The organism is Pseudomonas ceruminis, assembly GCF_021602025.1.
Lineage (GTDB): Bacteria > Pseudomonadota > Gammaproteobacteria > Pseudomonadales > Pseudomonadaceae > Aquipseudomonas > Aquipseudomonas ceruminis.
The window spans coordinates 14,891-35,023 of record NZ_BQHW01000031.1 but is presented as its reverse complement, the minus strand read 5'-3'; the positions used below and the strand labels follow the sequence as shown (position 1 = coordinate 35,023).

General features: G+C 62.1%; 18 protein-coding genes. 2 read left to right on the top strand and 16 right to left on the bottom strand.

Annotation, left to right across the window (positions count from 1 at the left end; all coding sequences use genetic code 11):
- Nucleotides 1-30: 30 nt before the first annotated feature.
- The 6 genes from L6D80_RS25905 to L6D80_RS25880 all read right to left on the bottom strand — a co-directional run bounded on the left by L6D80_RS25905 (nt 31) and on the right by L6D80_RS25880 (nt 7,195).
- Complete coding sequence (locus L6D80_RS25905) at nt 31-1,284, bottom strand: acyl-CoA dehydrogenase family protein (protein ID WP_082422718.1); 1,254 nt, start codon at nt 1,282-1,284, stop codon at nt 31-33.
- Between the two features lie 106 nt (nt 1,285-1,390).
- Nucleotides 1,391-2,059 (bottom strand): methionine ABC transporter permease, encoded by a 669-nt coding sequence (locus tag L6D80_RS25900; protein WP_176512808.1) that lies wholly within the window; start codon nt 2,057-2,059, stop codon nt 1,391-1,393.
- Nucleotides 2,040-3,182 carry a methionine ABC transporter ATP-binding protein gene (locus tag L6D80_RS25895; protein WP_054899849.1) on the bottom strand — a complete coding sequence of 381 codons (1,143 nt, stop codon included), beginning with the start codon at nt 3,180-3,182 and terminating at the stop codon, nt 2,040-2,042. The genes L6D80_RS25900 and L6D80_RS25895 overlap by 20 nt, the downstream gene beginning before the upstream one ends.
- Before the next feature lie 23 nt (nt 3,183-3,205).
- Nucleotides 3,206-4,600 carry an LLM class flavin-dependent oxidoreductase gene (locus L6D80_RS25890; protein WP_176512807.1) on the bottom strand — a complete coding sequence of 465 codons (1,395 nt, stop codon included), beginning with the start codon at nt 4,598-4,600 and terminating at the stop codon, nt 3,206-3,208.
- A gap of 92 nt (nt 4,601-4,692) precedes the next feature.
- Complete coding sequence (locus tag L6D80_RS25885; RefSeq protein WP_176512806.1) at nt 4,693-5,496, bottom strand: MetQ/NlpA family ABC transporter substrate-binding protein; 804 nt, start codon at nt 5,494-5,496, stop codon at nt 4,693-4,695.
- 85 nt (nt 5,497-5,581) lie between these two features.
- Nucleotides 5,582-7,195 (bottom strand): rhodanese-like domain-containing protein, encoded by a 1,614-nt coding sequence (locus tag L6D80_RS25880; RefSeq protein ID WP_176512805.1) that lies wholly within the window; start codon nt 7,193-7,195, stop codon nt 5,582-5,584.
- Between the two features lie 314 nt (nt 7,196-7,509).
- Here L6D80_RS25880 and L6D80_RS25875 point away from each other — a divergent pair, with 314 nt between their 5' ends.
- Nucleotides 7,510-8,457: a LysR family transcriptional regulator gene (locus L6D80_RS25875; RefSeq protein ID WP_054899803.1), complete on the top strand. Its 948-nt coding sequence runs from the start codon at nt 7,510-7,512 to the stop codon at nt 8,455-8,457.
- A 34-nt stretch (nt 8,458-8,491) separates the two neighbouring features.
- Here L6D80_RS25875 and L6D80_RS25870 read toward each other — a convergent pair whose 3' ends face one another.
- The 9 genes from L6D80_RS25870 to L6D80_RS25830 all read right to left on the bottom strand — a co-directional run bounded on the left by L6D80_RS25870 (nt 8,492) and on the right by L6D80_RS25830 (nt 18,041).
- Complete coding sequence (locus L6D80_RS25870; protein WP_054899802.1) at nt 8,492-9,505, bottom strand: TerC family protein; 1,014 nt, start codon at nt 9,503-9,505, stop codon at nt 8,492-8,494.
- Between the two features lie 161 nt (nt 9,506-9,666).
- Complete coding sequence (locus L6D80_RS25865) at nt 9,667-10,689, bottom strand: methionine ABC transporter ATP-binding protein (RefSeq protein WP_176512804.1); 1,023 nt, start codon at nt 10,687-10,689, stop codon at nt 9,667-9,669.
- A gap of 18 nt (nt 10,690-10,707) precedes the next feature.
- A complete protein-coding gene (locus L6D80_RS25860; protein WP_176512803.1) occupies nt 10,708-11,487 on the bottom strand; it encodes a MetQ/NlpA family ABC transporter substrate-binding protein in 780 nt (259 codons plus the stop codon).
- 35 nt (nt 11,488-11,522) lie between these two features.
- Nucleotides 11,523-12,188 carry a methionine ABC transporter permease gene (locus L6D80_RS25855; protein WP_176512802.1) on the bottom strand — a complete coding sequence of 222 codons (666 nt, stop codon included), beginning with the start codon at nt 12,186-12,188 and terminating at the stop codon, nt 11,523-11,525.
- Entirely contained in the window at nt 12,185-13,558 is a 1,374-nt protein-coding gene (locus tag L6D80_RS25850) for an LLM class flavin-dependent oxidoreductase (protein ID WP_054899798.1), read from the bottom strand. Before L6D80_RS25850 ends, L6D80_RS25855 begins: the two co-directional genes overlap by 4 nt.
- A 10-nt stretch (nt 13,559-13,568) precedes the next feature.
- Complete coding sequence (locus L6D80_RS25845; RefSeq protein ID WP_054899797.1) at nt 13,569-14,792, bottom strand: SfnB family sulfur acquisition oxidoreductase; 1,224 nt, start codon at nt 14,790-14,792, stop codon at nt 13,569-13,571.
- A 184-nt stretch (nt 14,793-14,976) separates the two neighbouring features.
- Nucleotides 14,977-16,284 (bottom strand): substrate-binding domain-containing protein, encoded by a 1,308-nt coding sequence (locus L6D80_RS25840; protein WP_176512801.1) that lies wholly within the window; start codon nt 16,282-16,284, stop codon nt 14,977-14,979.
- A 117-nt stretch (nt 16,285-16,401) separates the two neighbouring features.
- Nucleotides 16,402-16,914 carry a nuclear transport factor 2 family protein gene (locus L6D80_RS25835; RefSeq protein ID WP_176512800.1) on the bottom strand — a complete coding sequence of 171 codons (513 nt, stop codon included), beginning with the start codon at nt 16,912-16,914 and terminating at the stop codon, nt 16,402-16,404.
- 8 nt (nt 16,915-16,922) lie between these two features.
- A complete protein-coding gene (locus L6D80_RS25830) occupies nt 16,923-18,041 on the bottom strand; it encodes an amidase (protein ID WP_176512799.1) in 1,119 nt (372 codons plus the stop codon).
- Between the two features lie 196 nt (nt 18,042-18,237).
- Between L6D80_RS25830 and L6D80_RS25825 the strand changes: the two genes are divergently transcribed.
- Complete coding sequence (locus L6D80_RS25825; protein ID WP_054899793.1) at nt 18,238-18,717, top strand: MarR family winged helix-turn-helix transcriptional regulator; 480 nt, start codon at nt 18,238-18,240, stop codon at nt 18,715-18,717.
- A gap of 37 nt (nt 18,718-18,754) precedes the next feature.
- On the opposite strand, the gene L6D80_RS25820 is transcribed toward L6D80_RS25825, so the two are convergent.
- On the bottom strand, nt 18,755-20,074 hold the full coding sequence (locus L6D80_RS25820) for an alginate export family protein (RefSeq protein ID WP_176512798.1): 1,320 nt from the start codon (nt 20,072-20,074) through the stop codon (nt 18,755-18,757).
- Nucleotides 20,075-20,133: the final 59 nt, after the last annotated feature.

Genomic DNA, 20,133 nt, shown 5'->3' with positions numbered 1-20,133 from the left:
GGGGCCGCAAAGCGGCCCCCCTGTTGGGCCTCAGCGTGATGCAGTACTGGCGGTATCGGTGATAACCCCTACGTCGTCACCCGCAACGAAGTTCGGCGGCAGTGCCTGATTCAACAGATAGTCGCCGATGACCCTGGCCTTGTAGAGGTGAGGGTTGTGCGAGGACAGGGCGCGCGCGTTCCGCCAATGACGGTCCAGGCCGCCTTTGGCATCGATGGCGGAAGCGCCAAGGGTATCGAACAGTTCTGTGGCCGCATTGAGCACCAGTGGGATCAAGGTGACTTGTGCAGACGAAATGGCCAGGTCTGCCTTGACATAGGCTTCGTCAGTAGCCGGGGAATGCTCCCCTTGCGTATTCCAGACCTGCCACGCGTCCTGAAGTACCTGGGCGGCGCCCAGCACGATCGAGCGCGCCGAGGCAGCGGCGGCGCCAATCTTGCCTACTTGCATCTGGATAATCGGATCGTGCCGGGGCAGGCCGCCGGGCCCTGTGTAGTACACCCTTTTTCGCGTCGCGACCTGCTGCGTGACATCGTGGGTGATCGCGCTGGCGACGCCCGCGAGGGTTGCTAGGTGCACCAACTGTGCGAAACCGCTGCCAGCCCTCGTGGTCTTTTTGATGGGGGCGGAGATTTCCTCGGCATGCACCACGACGTCCTCGAACATCGACGATCCGGTCGCGGTCAGGCGCTGCCCGAAGCCATCCCAGTCATCCACCAGCGTGACGCCTTTTCTGTCTGCAGGAACGGTCACGATCACACGATTGTCGTGTTCGTCGGCGGCGACCACTGGGATCCACTGTGAGTAAAGGCTACCGGTGCCGTAGGCCTTCTTGCCATTGAGCCGGAAGGTGCCGTCCGCATGCGGTAATACCCGGGTGCGAACTTCCCCGATCGGTGTGCCTGGCGGCTCGGTTGTCGCGTTTCCAAACAGCTCGCCACGTGCAACCCGGTCAATCCACACTTTCTGTTTGTGCCGCTCATCACCGATCACGATACGCTCGACACGCGAAAAATGAAGCCTGAGTGATTGAGGGATATTCGAGTCGGCCGATGCCAACGCAATCAACAGGTCAAACAGTTGGACCATGGACGCACCGTATCCGCCGAGCTCGACGGGCACCCGCAGGGCACCGAAACGTGCCTCCCTCAGCCAGCCAATCTGTTCGAACAGCAATGTCCGGTTGCGTTCTCGCGACGAGGCGTCGGTTCGTATCCTGTCAAAGATGGGCGTGAATATCGTTAGCAGCTCGTTGGTGTCGTATGCAGGTCTAGTAGCGGTCATTGAAGGCATCCTTGAATGGCGTTGTTGAATGTGACGGTGCTTCTGCAAGCAATGCGGGGCCGTCGTGGGCACCTTGAAGTGCCCACGCCAAGCCAAGTGGGGCGAATCAGTTACGGTGATTGAGTGCGCTGGACAGCCGGTTGCCGATGCCTTGGATAATGCTCACCATGACAATCAGAATGAGGATGACGCTGACCATGACAGTCGTGTCGAATCGTTGATAGCCGTAACGTATGGCCAGGTCTCCAAGCCCGCCACCCCCGACCACACCGGCCATGGCCGACATGCCCGTTACCGACACCAGGGTCACGGTGAATCCACCGATGATTGCGGGTAGGCCCTCGGGCAAGAGCACATGCCATACGATCTGCCAGCTTCGTGCACCCATGGCCTGTGCTGCTTCGATCAGGCCGGGGTCTATCTCCCGCAGGCCCACTTCGGCAATGCGGGCAAAATACGGCGTGGCCGCCACGGTAATGGGTACCACGGCGGCCCACAGGCCTAGCGATGTGCCGACTAGCAGGCGTGTCACTGGAATGAGCGCGACGAGCAGAATGATGAACGGTGTGGAGCGCAACGCGTTGACGGTCCAGCCGACGATCCGGTGCAGGCCCGGTGCCTCGCACAGGCCGCCACGCCCGGTGACGATCAGCAACAAGGCGATCGGCAGCCCGAACAGCAGTGTCAGCAGCCCGGCCACAGCGACCATCTGGAAGGTTTCCCAGGCGGCGCTGAGCAACAGCTCGACGAGCGCATCAAACGTCAGTTGTAACATGGCCAAGGACCTCGACATCAACGGTGTAGGGGAGCGCGCTTAGCCGCTGCTCAATGTCTGCGAGGGTGTTGCCTCGCGAGGGGGCGCAGACCAGTAGCCGCCCAAAGGTGTGGGCGTTGATCCGATCCACCGCACTGTCCAGCAACTTGACCGGCCCGTTGATCACCTGCAGCACCGCCTGCAGGTCCGGCGCGCTGATATGGCAGGGGCGCAGCGTTGCGCGTATCACCAAGGTACCTTCACCTGCCGGGTAGCCGGGCTGGAGGTGCGCGACCAAGTCGTCAGGAATGGCGTGGTCAAGTTGCCCGAGCAGCGATTTCGTCACCCCGTGCTGGGGGCTGCCAAAGACCCTCCAGACTTCGCCAGACTCGACGATTTCGCCACGATCGAGCACGGCAACGCGATCACAGACCTCGCGGATAACGGCCATCTCATGGGTGATAAGCACCACGGTGATGCCGTTGCGCCGGTTGATCTCGCGCAGCAGTTGAAGAATTGAACGGGTGTTTTCCGGGTCGAGCGCCGACGTTGCTTCGTCGCAAAGAAGGATCTGTGGGTCATGGACCAGTGCGCGGGCAATGCCCACCCGCTGCTTTTGTCCACCCGACAATTGCGCCGGATACGCGTCGCGTTTTTCCGACAACCCAACCAGCGCCAGCAGTTCAGTTACCTTGGCGTCGATGCGAGCTTTGGGTACGCCCGCCATGATCAGCGGCAATGCGACGTTGTGCGCAACGGTTTTTGCCGACATCAAGTTGAAATGCTGAAAGATCATTCCAATGCCGCGCCGCAGTTGCACCAGGCCTTCGCCTGCGAGGTCGTGGGTGGGCGCGCCATTGACGGTGATGTTGCCGTGTGTGGGCTTTTCCAGCAGATTGATCAGCCGGATAAGCGTGGACTTGCCCGCGCCGCTGCGCCCGATAAAGCCGAAAACCTCACCCTGTTTGATCGAGAGGTTGATGTTCACCAGGGCATCCACTTCACCCGCGGGGGTCGCGTAGCGTTTGCTGATGTCAACGAACGTCATGCTGTCTGCTGACAGCGCGTCGGTGTGAGTGGCGCGCGCGCTGTCGGCGTACTGCGGCAGTGAGCGGGTCGATGACACGTCGGCCGCGGCTGTCAGGCTTTGTGCAGGGTTGCTCGCCATCACACATCACCTTCAGGTGCATGACGGAACTGCCTTCCGTAATGGCGGGGCGAAAGATGCGCAGCATTGGGGCCGAACAATTTCTCGCGTAGCGTGCCTTGGGCATAATCGGTTTTGAAGGCGCCGCGTTGCTGCAACTCTGGCACTACCAGGTCGACGAAATCCTCATAGCTTTCCGGCGTCACGACACGCATGAGGTTGAACCCGTCAATGCCGGTTTGTTGGGCAAACGCGATCAGTTGTTCGGCTACCTGGCTGCCTGAGCCGACGATGGGCGTATTGCGCGAACCCAACTTCATCTGCGCCAGCAGTCGCCGCACGGTCCACGGGGCGCCGGGGTTGTAGCGGGTGATGGCGTCCAGTGAGGCGACCATCGCCTGGGTGTTCTGCAGTGTGATTGGCTCATCCAGCGCATAGCGTGAAAGGTCCGCGCCAATCGACGCACTGAAATGCGTCAGGCCGCCTGCCGCGCTGGCGTAGTGTTCGTACTCGCGCAGTTTTTCCTGGGCAGCCGCCTCGGTTTTGTCCACGACCACCACCACGCCCACGAAGACCTTGATATCGTCGGCGGCTCGTCCGTTGGCCACCGCTCGCTTACGCAGATCGTCAACGATGCTTTTGGTCACTTCGACATTCTGGTTGTTCGACGACATGAAGATGCACTCTGCATGGCGCGCGGCGAAGTCGCGGCCACGCGCTGAGGTGCCTGCCTGGAACAGCACCGGCGTGCGCTGGGGCGATGGTTCGCACAGATGGATGGCATCGAGCTGGTAGAACGGGCCGTCATGTTTGACGCGGTGAACCTTGCTGGGGTCGGTAAAGCGCCCGGTGTGGCGGTTGCGCTCCACAGCATCGTCTTGCCAACTGCCTTCCCAAAGCTTGTAGACAAGGTCCAGGTAGTCATCGGCCATGTCGTAGCGGTTGTCATGGCGGATCTGTTCGGTCAGGCCCATCGCGCGCGCGGCGCTGTCCAGGTAGCCCGTGACGATGTTCCAGCCGACGCGACCGTTGGTTAGGTGGTCCAGCGTGGAAAAGCGCCTGGCCAGCAAGTAGGGCTTTTCATACGTCAGGTTTGCCGTAACGTTGAAGCTCAGGTGCCGGGTGGCGTAGGCCATTGCCGAAAGGGGAATGATCGGGTCGTTGATCGGCACCTGTACCGCCCCGCGCAACGCAGCCTCCGGCGACCCGCCCCAGACATCGTTGGTGCCTATGACATCGGCCAGGAACAGCCCGTCGAACTTGCCGCGCTCAAGCGTTTTTGCCAGGTTGACCCAATAATCCAGGTTCGCATAGTTTGGCGATTGGTCACGCGGGTGCGTCCACATGCCATGGGAAATGTGGCCAACGCTGTTCATGTTGAACGCGTTGAGCAGTAATTTTTTATCTGATTGCATTACCTACTCCAGCGGTTGTAAGCCCGTGGCTGCGAACCCTGATGGGTTTGATCCGGTAGTTGCCGCGCAGCCACTGAACTTCGCAATGGCACTTACCAGGCAAAACCCACTTGCCCGTTGTACAGGTCGGTCAATATCTTTTTCACTTCGGGCGCGGTGTCGTAGATATTGATGAACTCGGCGATACGTGGGTCGCGGGCGTGGTCAGCACGCGCAACCCAATGGATGGCGTAGAGGTTGTCAGGCTTCTCGAACACCAGCGCATCGGCCGGGTCCTTGCCCGCCAGTTTGATGAACGAGGCGAAGGTCAGGCCGACATCGACATCCGGCAGCGAGCGGACCACCTGCTGGGCCTCGACTTGAATGAATTGAAGCTGCTTGGGGTTTTCCACCACGTCCTGCAAGGTGGCGCCATAGCTGGCGCCAGGCTTGAGTTTGACCAGGCCCAGGGACTGCAAGAACAGCAGGGCGCGGCCGGTGTTGACAGGGTCGTTGGCGAACGAAATTTTCGCGCCGTCTTTCAGGTCATCGAGGGATTTGAGTTTTTCTGTGTAGGCGCCCAGCCAACTGATATAGCCCGGTGCAACGGCGGAGAACTTCCAGCCATTGGCTTTTTGCGCATTCTCAAGAAACGGAACGTGTTGGAAGTAGTTGACATCGACGTCACCGTTGTTCAGGGCGCTGTTGGGCGTTACCCAATCAGTGAATTCATACAGTTTGACGTGCAGGCCCTTCGTTTCTGCAACTTGCGCAGCGTATCGAACCGCTTCGTTTGCCGGGCTCGCGGCCAGGCCAATTTTCAACGTTTGTTCTTCAGCGACGGTGAATCCGCTTATTGTCAGAGCGCCAATACTGGTAGCCAAGGCAAGCATGCCCAGGGTGCGACGAGTCATCATGTTGAAAGTCCTTGGGTAATAAAGGGTCGGTTGTAAGCTCACAGGAAGTGGCTCAGTCGCAAACGTGCGGTGGACGATGGGGTACTTAATGGGTGGCCAAGGCCGGCCAATGGAATTGAACCGTTTCATCCTGGGAAATGGCATGGCCCAGGTTCCGCTCCCAAGTCAGGTAATCGCGGAAAATCCGCTCACGGTCTACCTTGGCGCGCATCGTCGAGCCCCAGTCGTCGTCGAAGGGCGTTATCAACTGTTGCGGCTGGATATCCGTCTCCAGGGCAAGGCCTGCCTGGCGCCAGGCCTCGGTACCGCCCTTGAGTGCGTAGGCGTCGATCCCAAAGGCTTGGGTCAATTGCGCTGCGGCATAGGCCGCATTGACTCCGTCGGGGGAGGTGAACAGGATCGGCCCCGGCGGCTGGGTTTGCAGCCAGGCCGGCAGCGAAGGTCGCAACGCGAATTTCGCACCGGGAAGATGCCCCTGTTCGTAGTTCAGGCTGGGCCCGACATCCACCACGCACAAGCGGTCGAAGCGCGCTTGTACCTCCTGCGCAGTCAACCACCGGACCTGCTCCGGCACGGCCACGGTGTTTGCCCCGCTGACCTGTTCGAAATTGCCCTGATCCATTGCCAGTACATGAATCTCGGCGTCGTTGAAATGGGAGAGCCAGTAGGCGCTGACCGCTGCGCGCTTCAGGTGGGGGTCGTCAACAAGCACGATCCTGGCATTGCGCACTGGAACCTGGGTGTCATAGGTCATCAGCAATTGGCCACCCGGTGCAGACACGGCCTGTGCAAGGTGCCCAGCGAGGTAGGATGCCTCGGGGCGGACGTCGAAAACGTAGAGTGTTCTGACGTCTTGCTCCTGCAGCAGCTGACGGTAGTGGTTGTGATCAATCACACTCAGGGCGTGGCGTTGCAGGATGCTTTCAGCGTGGCGCCGCAACACCAGGTCCGATGCGACATCCCCCGGGGCTGGCAAATGGGGGTCTCCAGGCCCGGTGGGCACACCCTGAAGGAATGAAGCCATGATTCCGTCTTCCAGGAAGGCAACGTTTGGCTGGTTGCCAAGGTGGGCGAGGGTGGTGGTGGCGACGATCCCACGGGTGCGACTGAAGCAACTGATGACATAAAGATGCGCCGCATCAACCCGGTTCAGGTCGTAAAGTGCCAGTTCCACACCGGGCACATTACAGGCGCCGGTAACGGTGAGTTTTCGATATTCCTGTTCGGGCCGGCAATCAATGAGGGTTGTTGGCTGGCCATTGTTCAGGCGAGCTTGAAGTTGTTGCACCGTTATCGTCGGTGTTGCGTAATGGGCGTGCGCCAGGTCGGCAAAGGTCTTGACCCATGTGTTGTAACCCGTACCCAGCGCATATCCATGGGCTTTCCAGGCGTTAATGCCACCTTCCAGAATGCGCAAGTCTGTGTAGGACAGTGCATTCAATACTTCCCACGCCCGCTCGGCTTCACCCGCTGAAGTGCCAGCTTGATCAATGATGACAATCGGCACTGTTTTGCGCGGCAGGGTATGAAAAAGTTGAAGCTCCAGGCTGCTCAACGCAACATGAGACGATACGTTGATGTGGCCTTCGGCGTAGAACTTGGCTTCGCGGACATCAAGGGCTGCGATTTCGCTGTTCTGTACTAATGCATGATGAAGGTCGTTTGCCGAAAGTGTTTTGATTGCCTGTGCCCGCGCCATTGTCTATCGCCCAGAAGTTGTACTGATCGGCGAACATTTTTATCGGCAATGCTGCGGGTCTAGCAACTCGAATAATCTGTTCTCAGGGATCGGATTTTCTGTTGGGCACGCCCCTGCTGCTTATTCTTTTCAGGAATAAAAATATTACATAACAGCATTTCTATAGCATATGCCCGGTACTTATAATCACGGCTGATTGGTGTGCCTGCACCCCTGCCAGAGGGCCTCTGCGTGGGGTTGCCCACCCGAGCGACCGGCAAGACAACTGGCGGCAAGAGGGATTGTTCCTGTGCCCATGACATGAGGGGACCGCCATGGCGTTTAACTACTCACTCAAACAACTTCGATACCTTGTCACGACCGTGGAGTGCGGAAGCATTTCTGAGGCATCTCGCCGGCTTAATATTTCAAATCCCGCCATCTCATCGGCAATCAAGGACCTCGAAAGTCGGTTCGACCTGCAGATTTTTGTCCGTCATAAATCAAACGGTTTGATGCTCACGCCCGCCGGCTCACATTTTTTTGAGCGGGCCGTTAGCTTGCTTCGGGATGCGCGCGCGTTTGAACAACAGGTGAATGGCGACAGTGAAAGAATCAGCGGCGAAATTGTACTGGCGTGTTACGAGCCTATTGCTTCTTCCTATATGCCAGAACTGTTGAGCTCGTTTGAAAACCGCTTTCCCTCGGTGCGAGTCTCTCTTCATATCGTTAACCAGAACAAGATAGTGGAAGGGCTGAGGTCTGGTGCTTTCGACCTGGCCTTGACCTACTCGGCGGGTTTAAGGGACACACATAAATCTATAGCGCTTCTGCCGGACCTGTACCCGCGTGCGGTGTTGCCCGCAGATCATGCGCTGGCTAACCGCGAAATGCTGTCGTTGTCGATGATCGCAAAAGAACCGCTGGTGTTGTTGGATATCTGGCCGAGCAACCAATATTTTATCGGGCAGTTCGAGGTGGCCGGCTTGCGGCCCAATATCGCTTACAAAGTGCCATCGATGGAGCTGGTGACCGCCTTTGTCGGGCAGGGGCTGGGGGTGTCGATCCTGGTGACCTTGCCCGAACAGATACAGACACCCAACGGCAAGAGGGTCGTCACGCTGCCGCTGGATGGCGCATTGCTTCCGTCGAGCACGGTGGTGGCGTGGAACCGGGATAAAGACCTTACCCGCCTGACCAGTGAGTTTGTGAACCACTGCAAGCAAGAGATCAAACTACCGAAGCACATACGGCCGTTTACCCCCGAACAGGTTTTACACTGAACCGACCGTAGTGTTTACCGGCTGTGCATCGGCCTCAATCACCAAGGGGGGCCTTGGGCCTGTCATCCGTCACTTGCTCGCCGCGCGTCTTGAGCAGCGAGATCACCACCCCACCCAGCAACAGCCCGAACGTCACCCCCAGCGAGAGCAGTGCCGGCACCTTGCCCACCATGCCGTGGTAGAAGATCTTGCAACCGATGAAGATCAACACCAGCGCCAGTGCGTACTTGAGGTAGACAAACCGGTGCATCAGCGCTGACAGGGCGAAGTACAGCGAACGCAGGCCCAGAATGGCGAAGATGTTCGAGGTGTAGACGATGAACGGGTCCTGGGTGATGGCGAATATCGCCGGCACGCTGTCGACGGCAAATACCAAGTCGGCCAGCTCGATCAACACCAGCGCCAGAAATAGCGGCGTGGCATAGCGCAGTGCCTTGGTCTGCCCGGGCGGAGTAAGGCGCACGAAAAAGTGTGAGCCATGGATTTGCTCGGTCACGCGCATGTGCCGCCTGACGAACTTCAGCACCGGGTTATTGGCCAGGTCAGGGTGGCTGTCTTCTTTCGACAAGGCCATCTTCACCCCGGTGAACAGCAGAAAAGCGCCGAAGAGGTACAGGACCCATTCGAAGTTCTGCACCAACGTCGCACCCACGCCGATCATGATCGCCCGCAGGAACACCACTCCCAGGATGCCCCAGAACAGCACCCGATGCTGGTAGCGGCGGGGGATGGCGAAGAAGCCGAAGATCATCGCCATGACGAATACGTTGTCCATCGACAACGATTGTTCCACCAAAAACCCGGTGTAGAACTCCAGCGCCGACTGCGCGCCCAGTTCGTACCAGACCCACACGCCAAAGAGCACGCCCACGCTGAAGTAGCCTGAATACAACAGCAGGCTCTCGCGCATTTCGATTTCACGGTCCTGGCGGTGCAGGACACCCAGGTCGAGCACCAGCAAACCAATGACGATGGCCATGAACACCAGCCACAACCAGGTGCTGGTGCCCAGGAATGGGGTAACGAGGAACGTGTGCAGAGCTGTCATGAGCCCCTCCTTGATTGTCGACGTTGCATGGCAACAGTGATCCGACATGGCGGCGCAAGCCGTCAGAGGGGCCCGGTATCACATGGGCTTGAGCCTAGACCCATTTCCCGGTGGTGCCGAATGGCGTGCTGTTACAAATGTTTGCCTGTTGCAGGCTGGCCTCACTGCACCCATTGCGCCCAGTCCGCCAGCGCCCGGGCCCGTTGCAGCAGCTCGGCAGAGGGCGCTTCGCTGGCCACCGCCAGGCGCAGGCGGCCCAGTGCTCTTCCTTGTATGCGCTCGATCGAACCCTGCACCAACTGCACCTGCGAGCCCAGTGCGCCGGCGAGCTTTCCAAGCTCGGGTTCCAGGCCTTTCACCCCGGTGAAATGCAGTTCCAGGTACGCTTGGGCAGCGGCGGGCGCTCTGGTTTGCAGGGGCCGTTCATGGCTGGCCAGGAGCAACTGGCTGACAGCGTGCTGCGGGGCGCCGAATACTTGCCACACTTCGCCCTGTTCGACGACGCTGCCGCGCTCCAGCACAGCGACACGGTCACACAGATCACGGATCACTTCCATTTCGTGGGTGATGAGCACGATGGTCAGCCCCAGCCGCTGATTGATATCGCGCAGCAGGGCAAGGATGGCGCGGGTACTTTCCGGGTCGAGCGCCGAGGTAGCCTCGTCGCACAGCAGGATCTGCGGCTGCAGCACCAGCGCGCGGGCGATCCCAACCCGTTGTTTCTGGCCGCCGGACAGCTGCGCCGGGTAGGCATTGGCGCGGTCTGCCAGCCCGACCAATTGCAGCAGCTCCTTCGTCTGGCGTGCGCGCGCGGGTGCGGGCACGCCAGCCATCAGCATCGGCAGTTCGATATTTTCCGCAACGGTGCGGCTGGCCAGCAGGTTGAAATGCTGGAAAATCATTGCGACCTTGCGCCTGAGCTGGCGAAGCCCGGCGGTGCCGAGCGCGGCGATGTCCTGGCCATCGATCAGCACTTGGCCGGCACTTGGGGTTTCCAGCCGGTTGATCAGCCGCAGCAGCGAAGACTTGCCTGCACCACTGCGGCCGATGATGCCGAAAACCTCGCCTTGACGGATGTGCAGGTCGATCCCCTCCAGCGCCGTTATATCGCCGTAACGCTTGTGGATGCCGCGCAAGTGCAATTGCGCGGCGGCGGCCTGGACTTCGTGCGGGAAACGGGTCATGGGTAGGGTTCTCGCTGGTCAGAAGCCAGGGGCAATCTGCCCTTTGTATCGGGTCAGGATGAAGTTGCGGACCTCTGGCGAGTTCAGTGCCTTGGCCAGTTTCTGGATGCCTGGGTCCTGCAGGTTGTCCGGGCGCGCCACCAGGTACTCGACGTAAAGGTCCTTGCCTTTTTCCACGATCAGCGCACTGCTGGTGTCGATGCCAGCCTCAAGGGCGTAGTTGGCGAAGACGAAGGCCAGGTCTACCTGTTTCACCGAACGCGCCAGCATGGCGCCTTCGAGCTCGCGAATTTTCAGGTGGTGAGGATTGGCAGTAATGTCGCGCTGGGTCGACTGCGGGTTGCCCGGTTCCTTGAGCGTGATCAGCCCGTTTTCGGCCAACAGCACCAGGGCTCGGCCGGTGTTGACCGGGTCGTTGGGAATGGCCACGCTGGCGCCGTCGGGCAGCTCGGCGAGGGTCTTGTACTTGGCCGAGTAGGCACCGAAGGGCTCGATGTGCACGCCGACCACCGGTACCAGGTCGGTGTGGCGCGTCTTGTTGAAGTCATCGAGGAACGGGCGGTACTGGTAGTAGTTGGCGTCCAGGTTCTTCTGCGCCAATTGCAGGTTGGGCTGGATGAAGTCGTTGAACACCTTGATGTCGAGGTCGACACCTTCCTTGGCCAGGGTGGGTTTTACGAACGCGAGGATCTCGGCGTGCGGTACCGGGGTGGCGCCGACCACCAGGTGTTCGGCCGCCTGAGCGGTGAAGCTGTTGGCGGCAAACAGGGTCGCAAGGGCTGCAAGGGTCTTTTTCATGGGTTTGTTCCTGATGAAGCAGTCGTAGGGTGGAGTCAGCGTCGGGTGAAGTGCCGTACCAGGCGGTCGCCACCCATCTGCAGCGCCTGTACCAGCACGATCAGCAGCAGCACGGTGACGACCATCACGTCGGTCTGGAAGCGTTGATAGCCAAAGCGAATCGCCAGGTCGCCCAGGCCGCCACCGCCGATCACGCCTGCCATGGCGGTGTAATCCACCAGCACGATGGCGGTGACGGTGATCGCTGCGAGCAGCCCGGTGCGGGCTTCGGGCAGCAGGGTGTACCAGATGATCTGGCGGATACTGCCGCCCATCGCCTGGCTGGCCTCGACCAGGCCACGGTCGACCTCCCGCAGGGCGGTTTCCACCAGGCGTGCGAAGAACGGTGTGCAGCCCACCACCAGCGGTGGAATGGTGCCTCGCACGCCCAGCGAGGTGCCGGCAATGACCGTCGTGAGCGGGATCAGCACGATCAGCAGGATGATGAACGGCAGCGAGCGCAGCACGTTCACCAGCACCGAGAGCAGGCGGTACAGCGGGGCATTGGCCAGCAGTTGGCGTTGCCCGGTGAGGTACAGCAGCACCCCCAGGGGCAGGCCGAACAGCACCGTGAAGCCCAGTGCGGCACCGAGCATGCTCAACGTGTCGATGCACGCCTGGAGAATCTCCGGCCAGTCCAGGTTCGCCAGCAGCCCGTTCATCGCCGTGCCTCCTGGCGCAACGCTGCCACCGGGTGTGGCGCGCCCAGGCGGTCGCCCTGGCCGAACAGTTTGTTGCGCAGGGTGCCCTCGGCATAGTTACGCTTGAACAGACCACGGGCCTGCAGCTCCGGCACCAGCAGGTCGACAACCGCGGTGAAGGTTTCAGGCGCGACCACGCTGGCCAGGTTGAAGCCATCGACGTCGGTTTCCTCGACCCATTGCTGCAACTGGTCTGCCACGGTCCTGGCCGAACCGACCAACACCGGCCCGTCACCACCGATGGCGCAGTAGTCAGCGATTTCGGCGGCGGTCCAGGTGCGCGTGGGGTCGGCTTTGGTGAAGGCCTCGACGGCCGACTGGATCGCCTCGCTGGGCACCTCGCGAAGGACCTGGTCCGGCGCCAAGGTGGCGAAATCGATGCCGGTCCAGCCCGACATCAGGGCCAATGCGCCCGTGGCGCTGGCGTACTCGCGATACTCGCGCAGCAAGGCCAGAGCCGCGGCGTCGGTGTCGGCGACGATCACTGTCAGTTGTTCGAACACCAGGACGCTGTCGGCGGCGCGGCCTGCCGCCACCACCGCGGCGCGCAGGTCGGCCACCTGTTTTTTCAGCACGGCTTTGCTCGGCGCTGCGACGAAAACGCATTCGGCGTTGGCAGCAGCGAAGGCGCGGCCACGGCTCGAGGCGCCGGCCTGGTAAATCACCGGCGTGCGCTGCGGTGACGGCTCGCTGAGGTGGAACCCGGGAACCTTGAAGTAGGTGCCTTCGTGTTCGATGCCATGCACCTTGCGCGGGTCGGCATAGACGCCGCTTGCCCGGTCGGCGCGCACCGCGTCGTCTTCCCAGCTGGTTTCCCAGAGCTTGTAGCAGACCTGCAGGTATTCCTCGGCCAGGGCATAGCGCTGGTCGTGGGTCAATTGGTCATGCTGGCCCAGGTTGCGTGCGCCGCTGGCCAGGTAGGAGGTAACGATGTTCCAGCCCGCGCGGCCTTGGGTCAGGTGATCGAGCGTGCTCATGCGCCGGGCAAACGGAAACGGGTGCTCGAATGACACCGAGGCGGTTACCCCGAAACCCAGGTGCCGGGTGGCGGCCGCCATGGCCGGCACCAATTGCAGCGGGTCGTTGACCGGCACCTGGGCTGCGTTGCTCAAGGCCGCGTCGGGGCTGGCGCCATACACGTCGTATACACCCAGCACATCGGCGATGAACAGCCCGTCGATGCAGCCGCGCTCCAGCGTGCGCGCCAGGTCGGTCCAGTAGTGGATATCGGTGTAGCGCGTAGCCTGGTCGCGCGGGTGGCGCCACAGGCCGGGCGCCAGGTGGCCGACGGTATTCATGGCAAAGGCGTTCAGGCGAATCTGCTTGGTCATGGCGGGGGCCTCAGTTCCAGTCATGACGCGCCGGCTTGATGCCGTTCAGCGCCCAGTTGCCGACCAGGTGGTACTTCCAGCGCACAGGGTCGTGCAGGGTATGCACGCGGGCATTGCGCCAGTGGCGGTCAAAATTGTGCCGAGTCAGCGACGAGCGCGTGCCGCCCAGCTCGAACAGGCGGTTGCTGGCTTCGATGGCCGCCTCGGTGGTCAGCACCTTGGCCTTGGCCACGGCCAGCGAGGCGGCGGCGACGTTGTCTTCGTCCGGTGCCGAGCGGGCGGCGTCCAGTACCCAGCCGGCCCGTTCCAGCAAAGCCTCGGCGGCCTCCTGGCGAATGTCCAGGGAGCCGACCTGGATGATGGTCAGCGGGTCATCGCTGGCCCGCTCGACCTTGGCGTCGATCCATGGCCGGGCATGCTCGCGCACGAAGGCGATGGTGTCGTCCAGCGCCGCCCGGCCGATGCCGGCATCGATCGCCGCGGTGGTCAGCTGGGCGAAAGGTCCGGCCAGGGTCGGTTGCTCGTAGGATCGGTAGCTGGGGAACAGGTTGAACGCTGGCACCCGCAAGCCATCCAGCAGCACGGTGCCACTGGAGGTGGTGCGCTGGCCCATGCTGCTCCAATCGTCCACGACCACCAGGCCCGGAGTACCGCGTTGGACGAACGCCAGGTGGGCACGGTCCTGTTCATCCAGGGCCAGTACGCCGATCCAGTGGGCGTACAACGACCCTGTGCAATAGCCTTTACGGCCATCGATGCGATACCCCTCACCCTCGGCGACCAACCGGGTACTGATGTGTTGCACGGTCTTGCCGCCGGTTTCGGACAGGGCGTTGGCGAAGCGGTTGCCCTTCAAGGCCAGGTCGAAGAAAAACTGCTTCTGCGCGTCGCTGCCCTGCAGGCGAATGTCTTCGAGCAGGCAGTAATGGTTCTGCGGGATCTGGCCCAGCGACGGGTCGGCAGCGGAGACGATGGCGATCACTTGCGCCAGGGTGGCATAGGACACTTCGGCGCCGCCGTGGGCGCGTGGCACGGTGATGCCCCACAGGCCACTGTTGGAGTAGGCATCGACGACATCGGCGGGGACTTCACGGCGGCGGTCACGTTCGGCGGCCCCTTCGCGCAGCAGGGCGGCGACCTGGTGCGCGACCTCGAGGGCTTCCTGGTCATTGGCGATGACGTGAGCGTCGGGTTGGCGGATGTCGTAAGCGGCAGAGAGGGTTTCAGTCGGCATGTTGACCTCGGAGACTGGATGGTTGAATCCATGTCTGCAGGGGCCATGCCAGAATCAAACGCCTTTGAAATCAGGCGATTGGCGCACAAAGCCGGAGTTTACCTGTTGCGCCGGGTGCCTAACTGTTGGGTGGCTGTGGCCAGGGCAACAGTTGCCCCTGCAACAGCCTGAAGCGTGTACCGCATCAATACACCCACACCTCCACCCGGCGGTTGCGCAGGCGACCTTGTTCCAGGTCATTCCCGGCCACTGGCAACTCATCGCCCAGGCCGGTCACCTCCAGCACCTCGACGCCATCGCGTGCCAACTCACGGCGTACCGCCTGGGCCCGCAGGCGCGAGAGCAGGGCGGCGCGGCCGGGTGTTTCCTTGGGGTCGCCAAAGCCGACCAGTACCGCCTTGCTGCGCAGCTTGCCGGCCTGGCGCAAGTACTCGGCCACACGCCGGACGTCGCGCAGGGCCTTAGTGTCGAGGTTGGCACTGCCTTCCTGGAAGCGGAAGTTGACGCTCAGGCGTTGCGCCTGCTGGGCCAGGCTGCGATAGCGCGGCGGCATGTCGGCCTGCGCCGCCACTGCCTGGGCGTTGACTTGTTGTGAGACGAAGCCCTGCGCGGCGACGATCGCCTGGCCAGCCGAGCTCTGGGCGAATTCCGCCAGGGCCTTGGCCTGGGGTTTGGCGTTGGCGGGCAAATAGAGGTACAGGCGCCGGGAGAGCGGGTAATCCTCACTGGCGACCAGCGGGCGGTCCGGTAGCATGGCGGGGGCGTCGCCTTCGGCCACCGCCAGCACCTTGGCCCCATGCACCGCTGCCAGGCTGCTGAAGCCGATGGCCTGGCGATCGTTGCAGACCCGCTCGGCCAGTTCGTCGCTGGATTCGAAACGCTGCGCCTGGGGTGTCAGTTGGCTTTGATGGGGCTCCAGCACCAGCGCCTTGAAGGTCTCGAACGTTCCAGAGCGGTCATCGCGGGCATACAGGTGGATCGCCCCACCAGGCACCCCGAGCTCTTCCCAGCGCTGGACCTGCCCGGCGAAGACCTGGGCCAGCTGCTGCGTGGTCAGTTGCGGTAGCGGGTTGTCGGGGTGAACGATCACCGCCACGCCATCCAGGCCGATGACCTGCTCGGCACTGGCCGCACGCAGGTCGCCAAGCGCCTTGAGCTGTTGAGCCTCGGCGTCGCTGATAGGGCGCGAGGCAGCGGCCAGGTCGGCCTCGCCATGGGCCAGGGCGGTGAAACCCGTGCTCGAGCCATGGGCCGCAATGTTGATACGCAACGGTTGGCCTTGGGCGCTGCGGGCGATGATCACGGTTTCGTTGGCTTGCGCACCTGGCAACTGCTCGATGTGCGTTGCCTGTAGCGCCCGCAACTGCCCTTGGACCAATGCTGGCAGCAGTGCCGAGCCGATGGTGTTGGAGCCTTGCACACGCAGGTGCCAGGGCTCGGCCAGGGCCGTCAGCGGTAGCAGGGGAAGCAGCATTAGCAGCAGGCGAAGCATGCCGGGCAACCTTTGGCATAGAGTTGCCCGGCAGATTACGACGGTCGCGTGACCAACATGTGACAGCCTGCGGGGCTTGGCCCGGCCGAGCGCACGGCCGGGCAGGGCACACCTCGATCAGCGCTCGGGAACTGGCAGCGGCGCCTCGCTGTGCCAGGTGCCTACCGGCCGGCTGAACAGGTTTTCCGTCTGGAAGTGCGCCATGCGCCAGCGTTGTCCTTCCCGCGCGAAGCCAACCGTCAGCCGCGCAGCGTTGAGGTGCGAGGCGCCATCGGCAAAGGTGCTGGTCTGCAGCATCACCCAGCGTCCCTGCCCCTGGTCACCCGCTACCTCGATGACCTCACTGGTCAGGAAGTGCACGTTCAAGGCGAAGTGTGCCGGGGTCTTCATGTAAGTGCTGAACATCCCCCGGATCGCCTCGCGCCCACGGTAGCCGCCGAAACTGGCAGCGTACTTGGCGCCTTTGCCTTCCCACAGGGCATCTTGGGTGAACAGCTCAGCCAGTTCATCAAGGGGCGTACTGGCATCAAGTTGGTCGCACAGTTCCATGTAGCGGTTGATGCAAACGCGAATGGCTTGCTGGCTCTCGAAATAATCCAGGCGTTTGTGCAGTGCGCGAAGGTCGCTCATGGCCAGCCTCAGTGGGTCGAATACAGGTTGAGCAACAACCGCTCGGCCACCGCCAGCAGCTTCTCGTCGGCACCTTTGGCCGCCACCAGTTGCAAGCCAACCGGCAACCCGGCCTCGCTGCCCAGCGGAATGCTCAGTGCCGGGTGGCCCGAGAGGTTGAATGGCCGCACCAGTGAGGTCATGCCCAGCACCGCGCGGGTGTCGGCAGCCTCTTCCAGGCGCAGCGGGAAGTCGGGCATGGTGGGCAACGCCAGCACATCGAAGCTGGCAAGTGCCTGGTCGACTTCCTCGGTAAAGCGCTGGCGTACCGCTTCGGCCTGCGCCAGTGCGCTGTCACTCGTCTGGCCCGCCGCAGCCAGGCGCCCGGCAATATCGGCACCGACCTTGCCGGTTTCCAGCAGGTGGCCGCAGCCCTCGAAGGTCTCACGGTTGATGACCACCATACCGGCGTCGTAAGCCGCGCCAAAGTGCTTGAGCTCGACATTGCCCAGCGACAGGCCACTTGCCGTCAGTGCGCCGTGCACCGCTTTGTGAATCGCCGCTTCGGCGGTCACCCGCAATACGCCGATGCGCGCCTTGGCCGGTACCTGGGCGGGGACGAAGGTGGGGTCGATCATGGTCATCGCCCGTACCAGCATCGGCAGGCTCGCGGCGAATGGGCCAACGCAGTCGAGGCTGGTGCGCGCCGGCATCACGCCTTTACGGCTGACGCGGCCAAAGGTGGGCTTGAAGCCGAACACGCCGCAGCAGCACGCCGGGATCCGCACCGAGCCGCCGGTGTCGGTACCCAGGCTGAAATCGGCCAGGCCCGCAGCCACTGCCGCCGCCGAGCCGCTGGACGAGCCGCCGGGGATGCGCCCCGCAAAGCGCGGGTTGGCCGCGGTGCCGGTGTAGTGGTTGATGCCGGTGGTGCCAAACGCCAGCTCATGCAGGCTGACCTTGCCGGTCAGCCGTGCGCCGTTGGCCAGCAACTGGTTGACCACATCGGCATGGCGTTCGGCCAAGGGCGCCTGTTCCAACGCATGGCTGGAGGCGCGGGTTGCGGTACCGGCGACATCGATGGTGTCCTTGACCACGACTCGGGGGCCGGCGCCGCCCAGGTCGAGGGTTTCAACTATGATTGTCATTGTTATGCAGCCTTTTTCAGGGAGGGATGCCAGGCCGTGGCCCAGGCGTTAACATGCGTAACTATTACGTGAAATGTCAACTGAATATTCCAGCAGTTATGCGCTGCTTTTGCCCCCCGTCAACCTATCGCCCTGGTAGCCAAATTCGTGCAAACGTCTATGATGGCGCGACTATTTCCGCACAAGTAGTGAATCGATGAGCAACTCGAAGAACAAAGGCCACAGCCACCACGACCCCGCCAGCGATGAATTTCGCAAGGAAGATTTCCCTTTCTACTGGCTGGCCCGTGTGCATGGCCGCTACACCCAGAACATGGAACGTTTGCTCAAGAAGGTCGACCTCGATGTGCCGCGCTGGCGCGTGTTGTGGATCCTCAACGAGAACGGTGAATCGAGCATTTCCGAGATTTCCACCCACGCCATCGCCAAGCTGTCGACCATCACCAAGATCGTCTACCGCATGAAGGACGACGGCCTGGTCGAGACGTCGCCTAGCCCGGAAGACGGACGCGTGACCCAGGTACGTATCACCGAGGTAGGCCTGCAGAACATCGAGCGCATGCAGGACGTGACCCGTGACCTGTTCCAGCGCAGCTTCAAGGGCTTGACCGAGGCCCAGGTGCAGCGGCTCAACCGCATGCTGGAGGTGGTGTTCCACAACCTGGAAACACCCTGACGGCCAGGAGGCGCCGTGCGCCCCTGCGCACGGCGCCTCAGAAGGTGCTGACGAACACCACTTGGCTGTACAGGTTGTTGTTGTCATTGCCCAGTTGGGTGCCGCCTTGCTCGGCACTGCGGTGCGGCTGGTACAGGCCCACCAGGGGCACGATCATCAGGTGTTCGTTGATCGTCCATTCGGCATACAGGTCCAGTTCCCGCCCATCCACGTTGCCCAGGCCACGGTCAAGGGTGTCGAACTTGAACAACAGAGCCCCCACGGTGAGCGACGCTGCCGGGCTGACACTCAGGCCGACCTTCTGCACCCGCGCATTGCTGTTGAACGGGCCGGCATAGTTGCCCGCCACCTCACCCTGGAACCAGGTGCCCAGGCCTCGACCCAGCCCGTAGAACAGGGTGTCGTACTGCTCGGAGAAGCGGCTGTAGCGGTAGCTGACGTTCGGCTGCCAGGGCAGGTCGGCAAAGGTCCAGCCGGCTTCCAGGTACCAGGCGTTCTCGTCGGCGCTGTGGGGCTTGTTCTGCTTGGCGTACTCACCGGACAGGAACAGGTTGTCCACTCCTGCATTGCCTTGGGCGCGCACGCTGTAGGTCTTCATGCCGTCGCGCTCCAACTGTTGGGGCGAGGCGTACTGCGCGTCGACGTGGGTCGTGCCGATGTAGGTCAGGCCCACCGTGCCGGCATCGGCGACGTGCTCGAGGGTCGCCACGTGCATTTCGGTGTTGGCCTGGGCGCGGTTGCCCGACTGCAGCCACATCAGGTCGCCGCGCCAACCCTGTTTGCCGCCCAGGCGCAGCACGGCGGTCTTGTCGAAGCTTTTGCGCGCTGCCAGGTAGTAGGCGCCACCGCGGTTGAACTGGCCATCGGCCAAGCCATGGCCGACGTTCAGCGAGTCACCCTGGATCAGGAAGCCGTCACCGACCGCGACCATCTGTTTGCCGAACGACAGGTCGATGCCGTCCTCTCCCAGCAGCGGCACCTGGTTGCCGGACTTCCAGCCCAGGTAGGCATCTTCGATCTTGGTGGTGCGTTCGCTGCCATCGCTGAACCCTGCTGCGTCGCCATCGCCCCAGGTCGCCGAGCTGAGCAGGGCAAAAGCACCATACACAGTACCGTTGTTCCCCAGGCGCTGGTCGGCGCTCAGGCCGTATTTCACATAGCCCTCGCGCCATGACGCAGCGCCTGGACGGTCGCGGGCCACGGCGTAGCGTTCTTCACTGTGGAACGCCCCGAACACCGCCTCGACAGTGGCGTTGAGATGGCGTTCGGTATCGCTGTACAGCTCCAGGGCGGGCGCCTGCAACGAGACCCCGGCGAGGATCGCGGCCAGGCTGAGGCGAAACGGGCGGTGCGGCATGGTCTGGCTTCCTTTTTTATGGGTTTGGCAGAGGTTCTGAAGACCTGCCAACGATCATG

Excerpts from the sequence above, each read along its gene's own strand:
- L6D80_RS25905 (WP_082422718.1), bottom strand. The coding sequence starts at position 1,284 with ATGACCGCTACTAGACCTGCATACGACACCAACGAGCTGCTAACGATA.
- L6D80_RS25900 (WP_176512808.1), bottom strand. The coding sequence starts at position 2,059 with ATGTTACAACTGACGTTTGATGCGCTCGTCGAGCTGTTGCTCAGCGCC.
- L6D80_RS25890 (WP_176512807.1), bottom strand. The coding sequence starts at position 4,600 with ATGCAATCAGATAAAAAATTACTGCTCAACGCGTTCAACATGAACAGC.
- L6D80_RS25885 (WP_176512806.1), bottom strand. The coding sequence starts at position 5,496 with ATGATGACTCGTCGCACCCTGGGCATGCTTGCCTTGGCTACCAGTATT.
- L6D80_RS25880 (WP_176512805.1), bottom strand. The coding sequence starts at position 7,195 with ATGGCGCGGGCACAGGCAATCAAAACACTTTCGGCAAACGACCTTCAT.
- L6D80_RS25875 (WP_054899803.1), top strand. The coding sequence starts at position 7,510 with ATGGCGTTTAACTACTCACTCAAACAACTTCGATACCTTGTCACGACC.
- L6D80_RS25870 (WP_054899802.1), bottom strand. The coding sequence starts at position 9,505 with ATGACAGCTCTGCACACGTTCCTCGTTACCCCATTCCTGGGCACCAGC.
- L6D80_RS25865 (WP_176512804.1), bottom strand. The coding sequence starts at position 10,689 with ATGACCCGTTTCCCGCACGAAGTCCAGGCCGCCGCCGCGCAATTGCAC.
- L6D80_RS25860 (WP_176512803.1), bottom strand. The coding sequence starts at position 11,487 with ATGAAAAAGACCCTTGCAGCCCTTGCGACCCTGTTTGCCGCCAACAGC.
- L6D80_RS25855 (WP_176512802.1), bottom strand. The coding sequence starts at position 12,188 with ATGAACGGGCTGCTGGCGAACCTGGACTGGCCGGAGATTCTCCAGGCG.
- L6D80_RS25850 (WP_054899798.1), bottom strand. The coding sequence starts at position 13,558 with ATGACCAAGCAGATTCGCCTGAACGCCTTTGCCATGAATACCGTCGGC.
- L6D80_RS25845 (WP_054899797.1), bottom strand. The coding sequence starts at position 14,792 with ATGCCGACTGAAACCCTCTCTGCCGCTTACGACATCCGCCAACCCGAC.
- L6D80_RS25840 (WP_176512801.1), bottom strand. The coding sequence starts at position 16,284 with ATGCTTCGCCTGCTGCTAATGCTGCTTCCCCTGCTACCGCTGACGGCC.
- L6D80_RS25835 (WP_176512800.1), bottom strand. The coding sequence starts at position 16,914 with ATGAGCGACCTTCGCGCACTGCACAAACGCCTGGATTATTTCGAGAGC.
- L6D80_RS25830 (WP_176512799.1), bottom strand. The coding sequence starts at position 18,041 with ATGACAATCATAGTTGAAACCCTCGACCTGGGCGGCGCCGGCCCCCGA.
- L6D80_RS25825 (WP_054899793.1), top strand. The coding sequence starts at position 18,238 with ATGAGCAACTCGAAGAACAAAGGCCACAGCCACCACGACCCCGCCAGC.
- L6D80_RS25820 (WP_176512798.1), bottom strand. The coding sequence starts at position 20,074 with ATGCCGCACCGCCCGTTTCGCCTCAGCCTGGCCGCGATCCTCGCCGGG.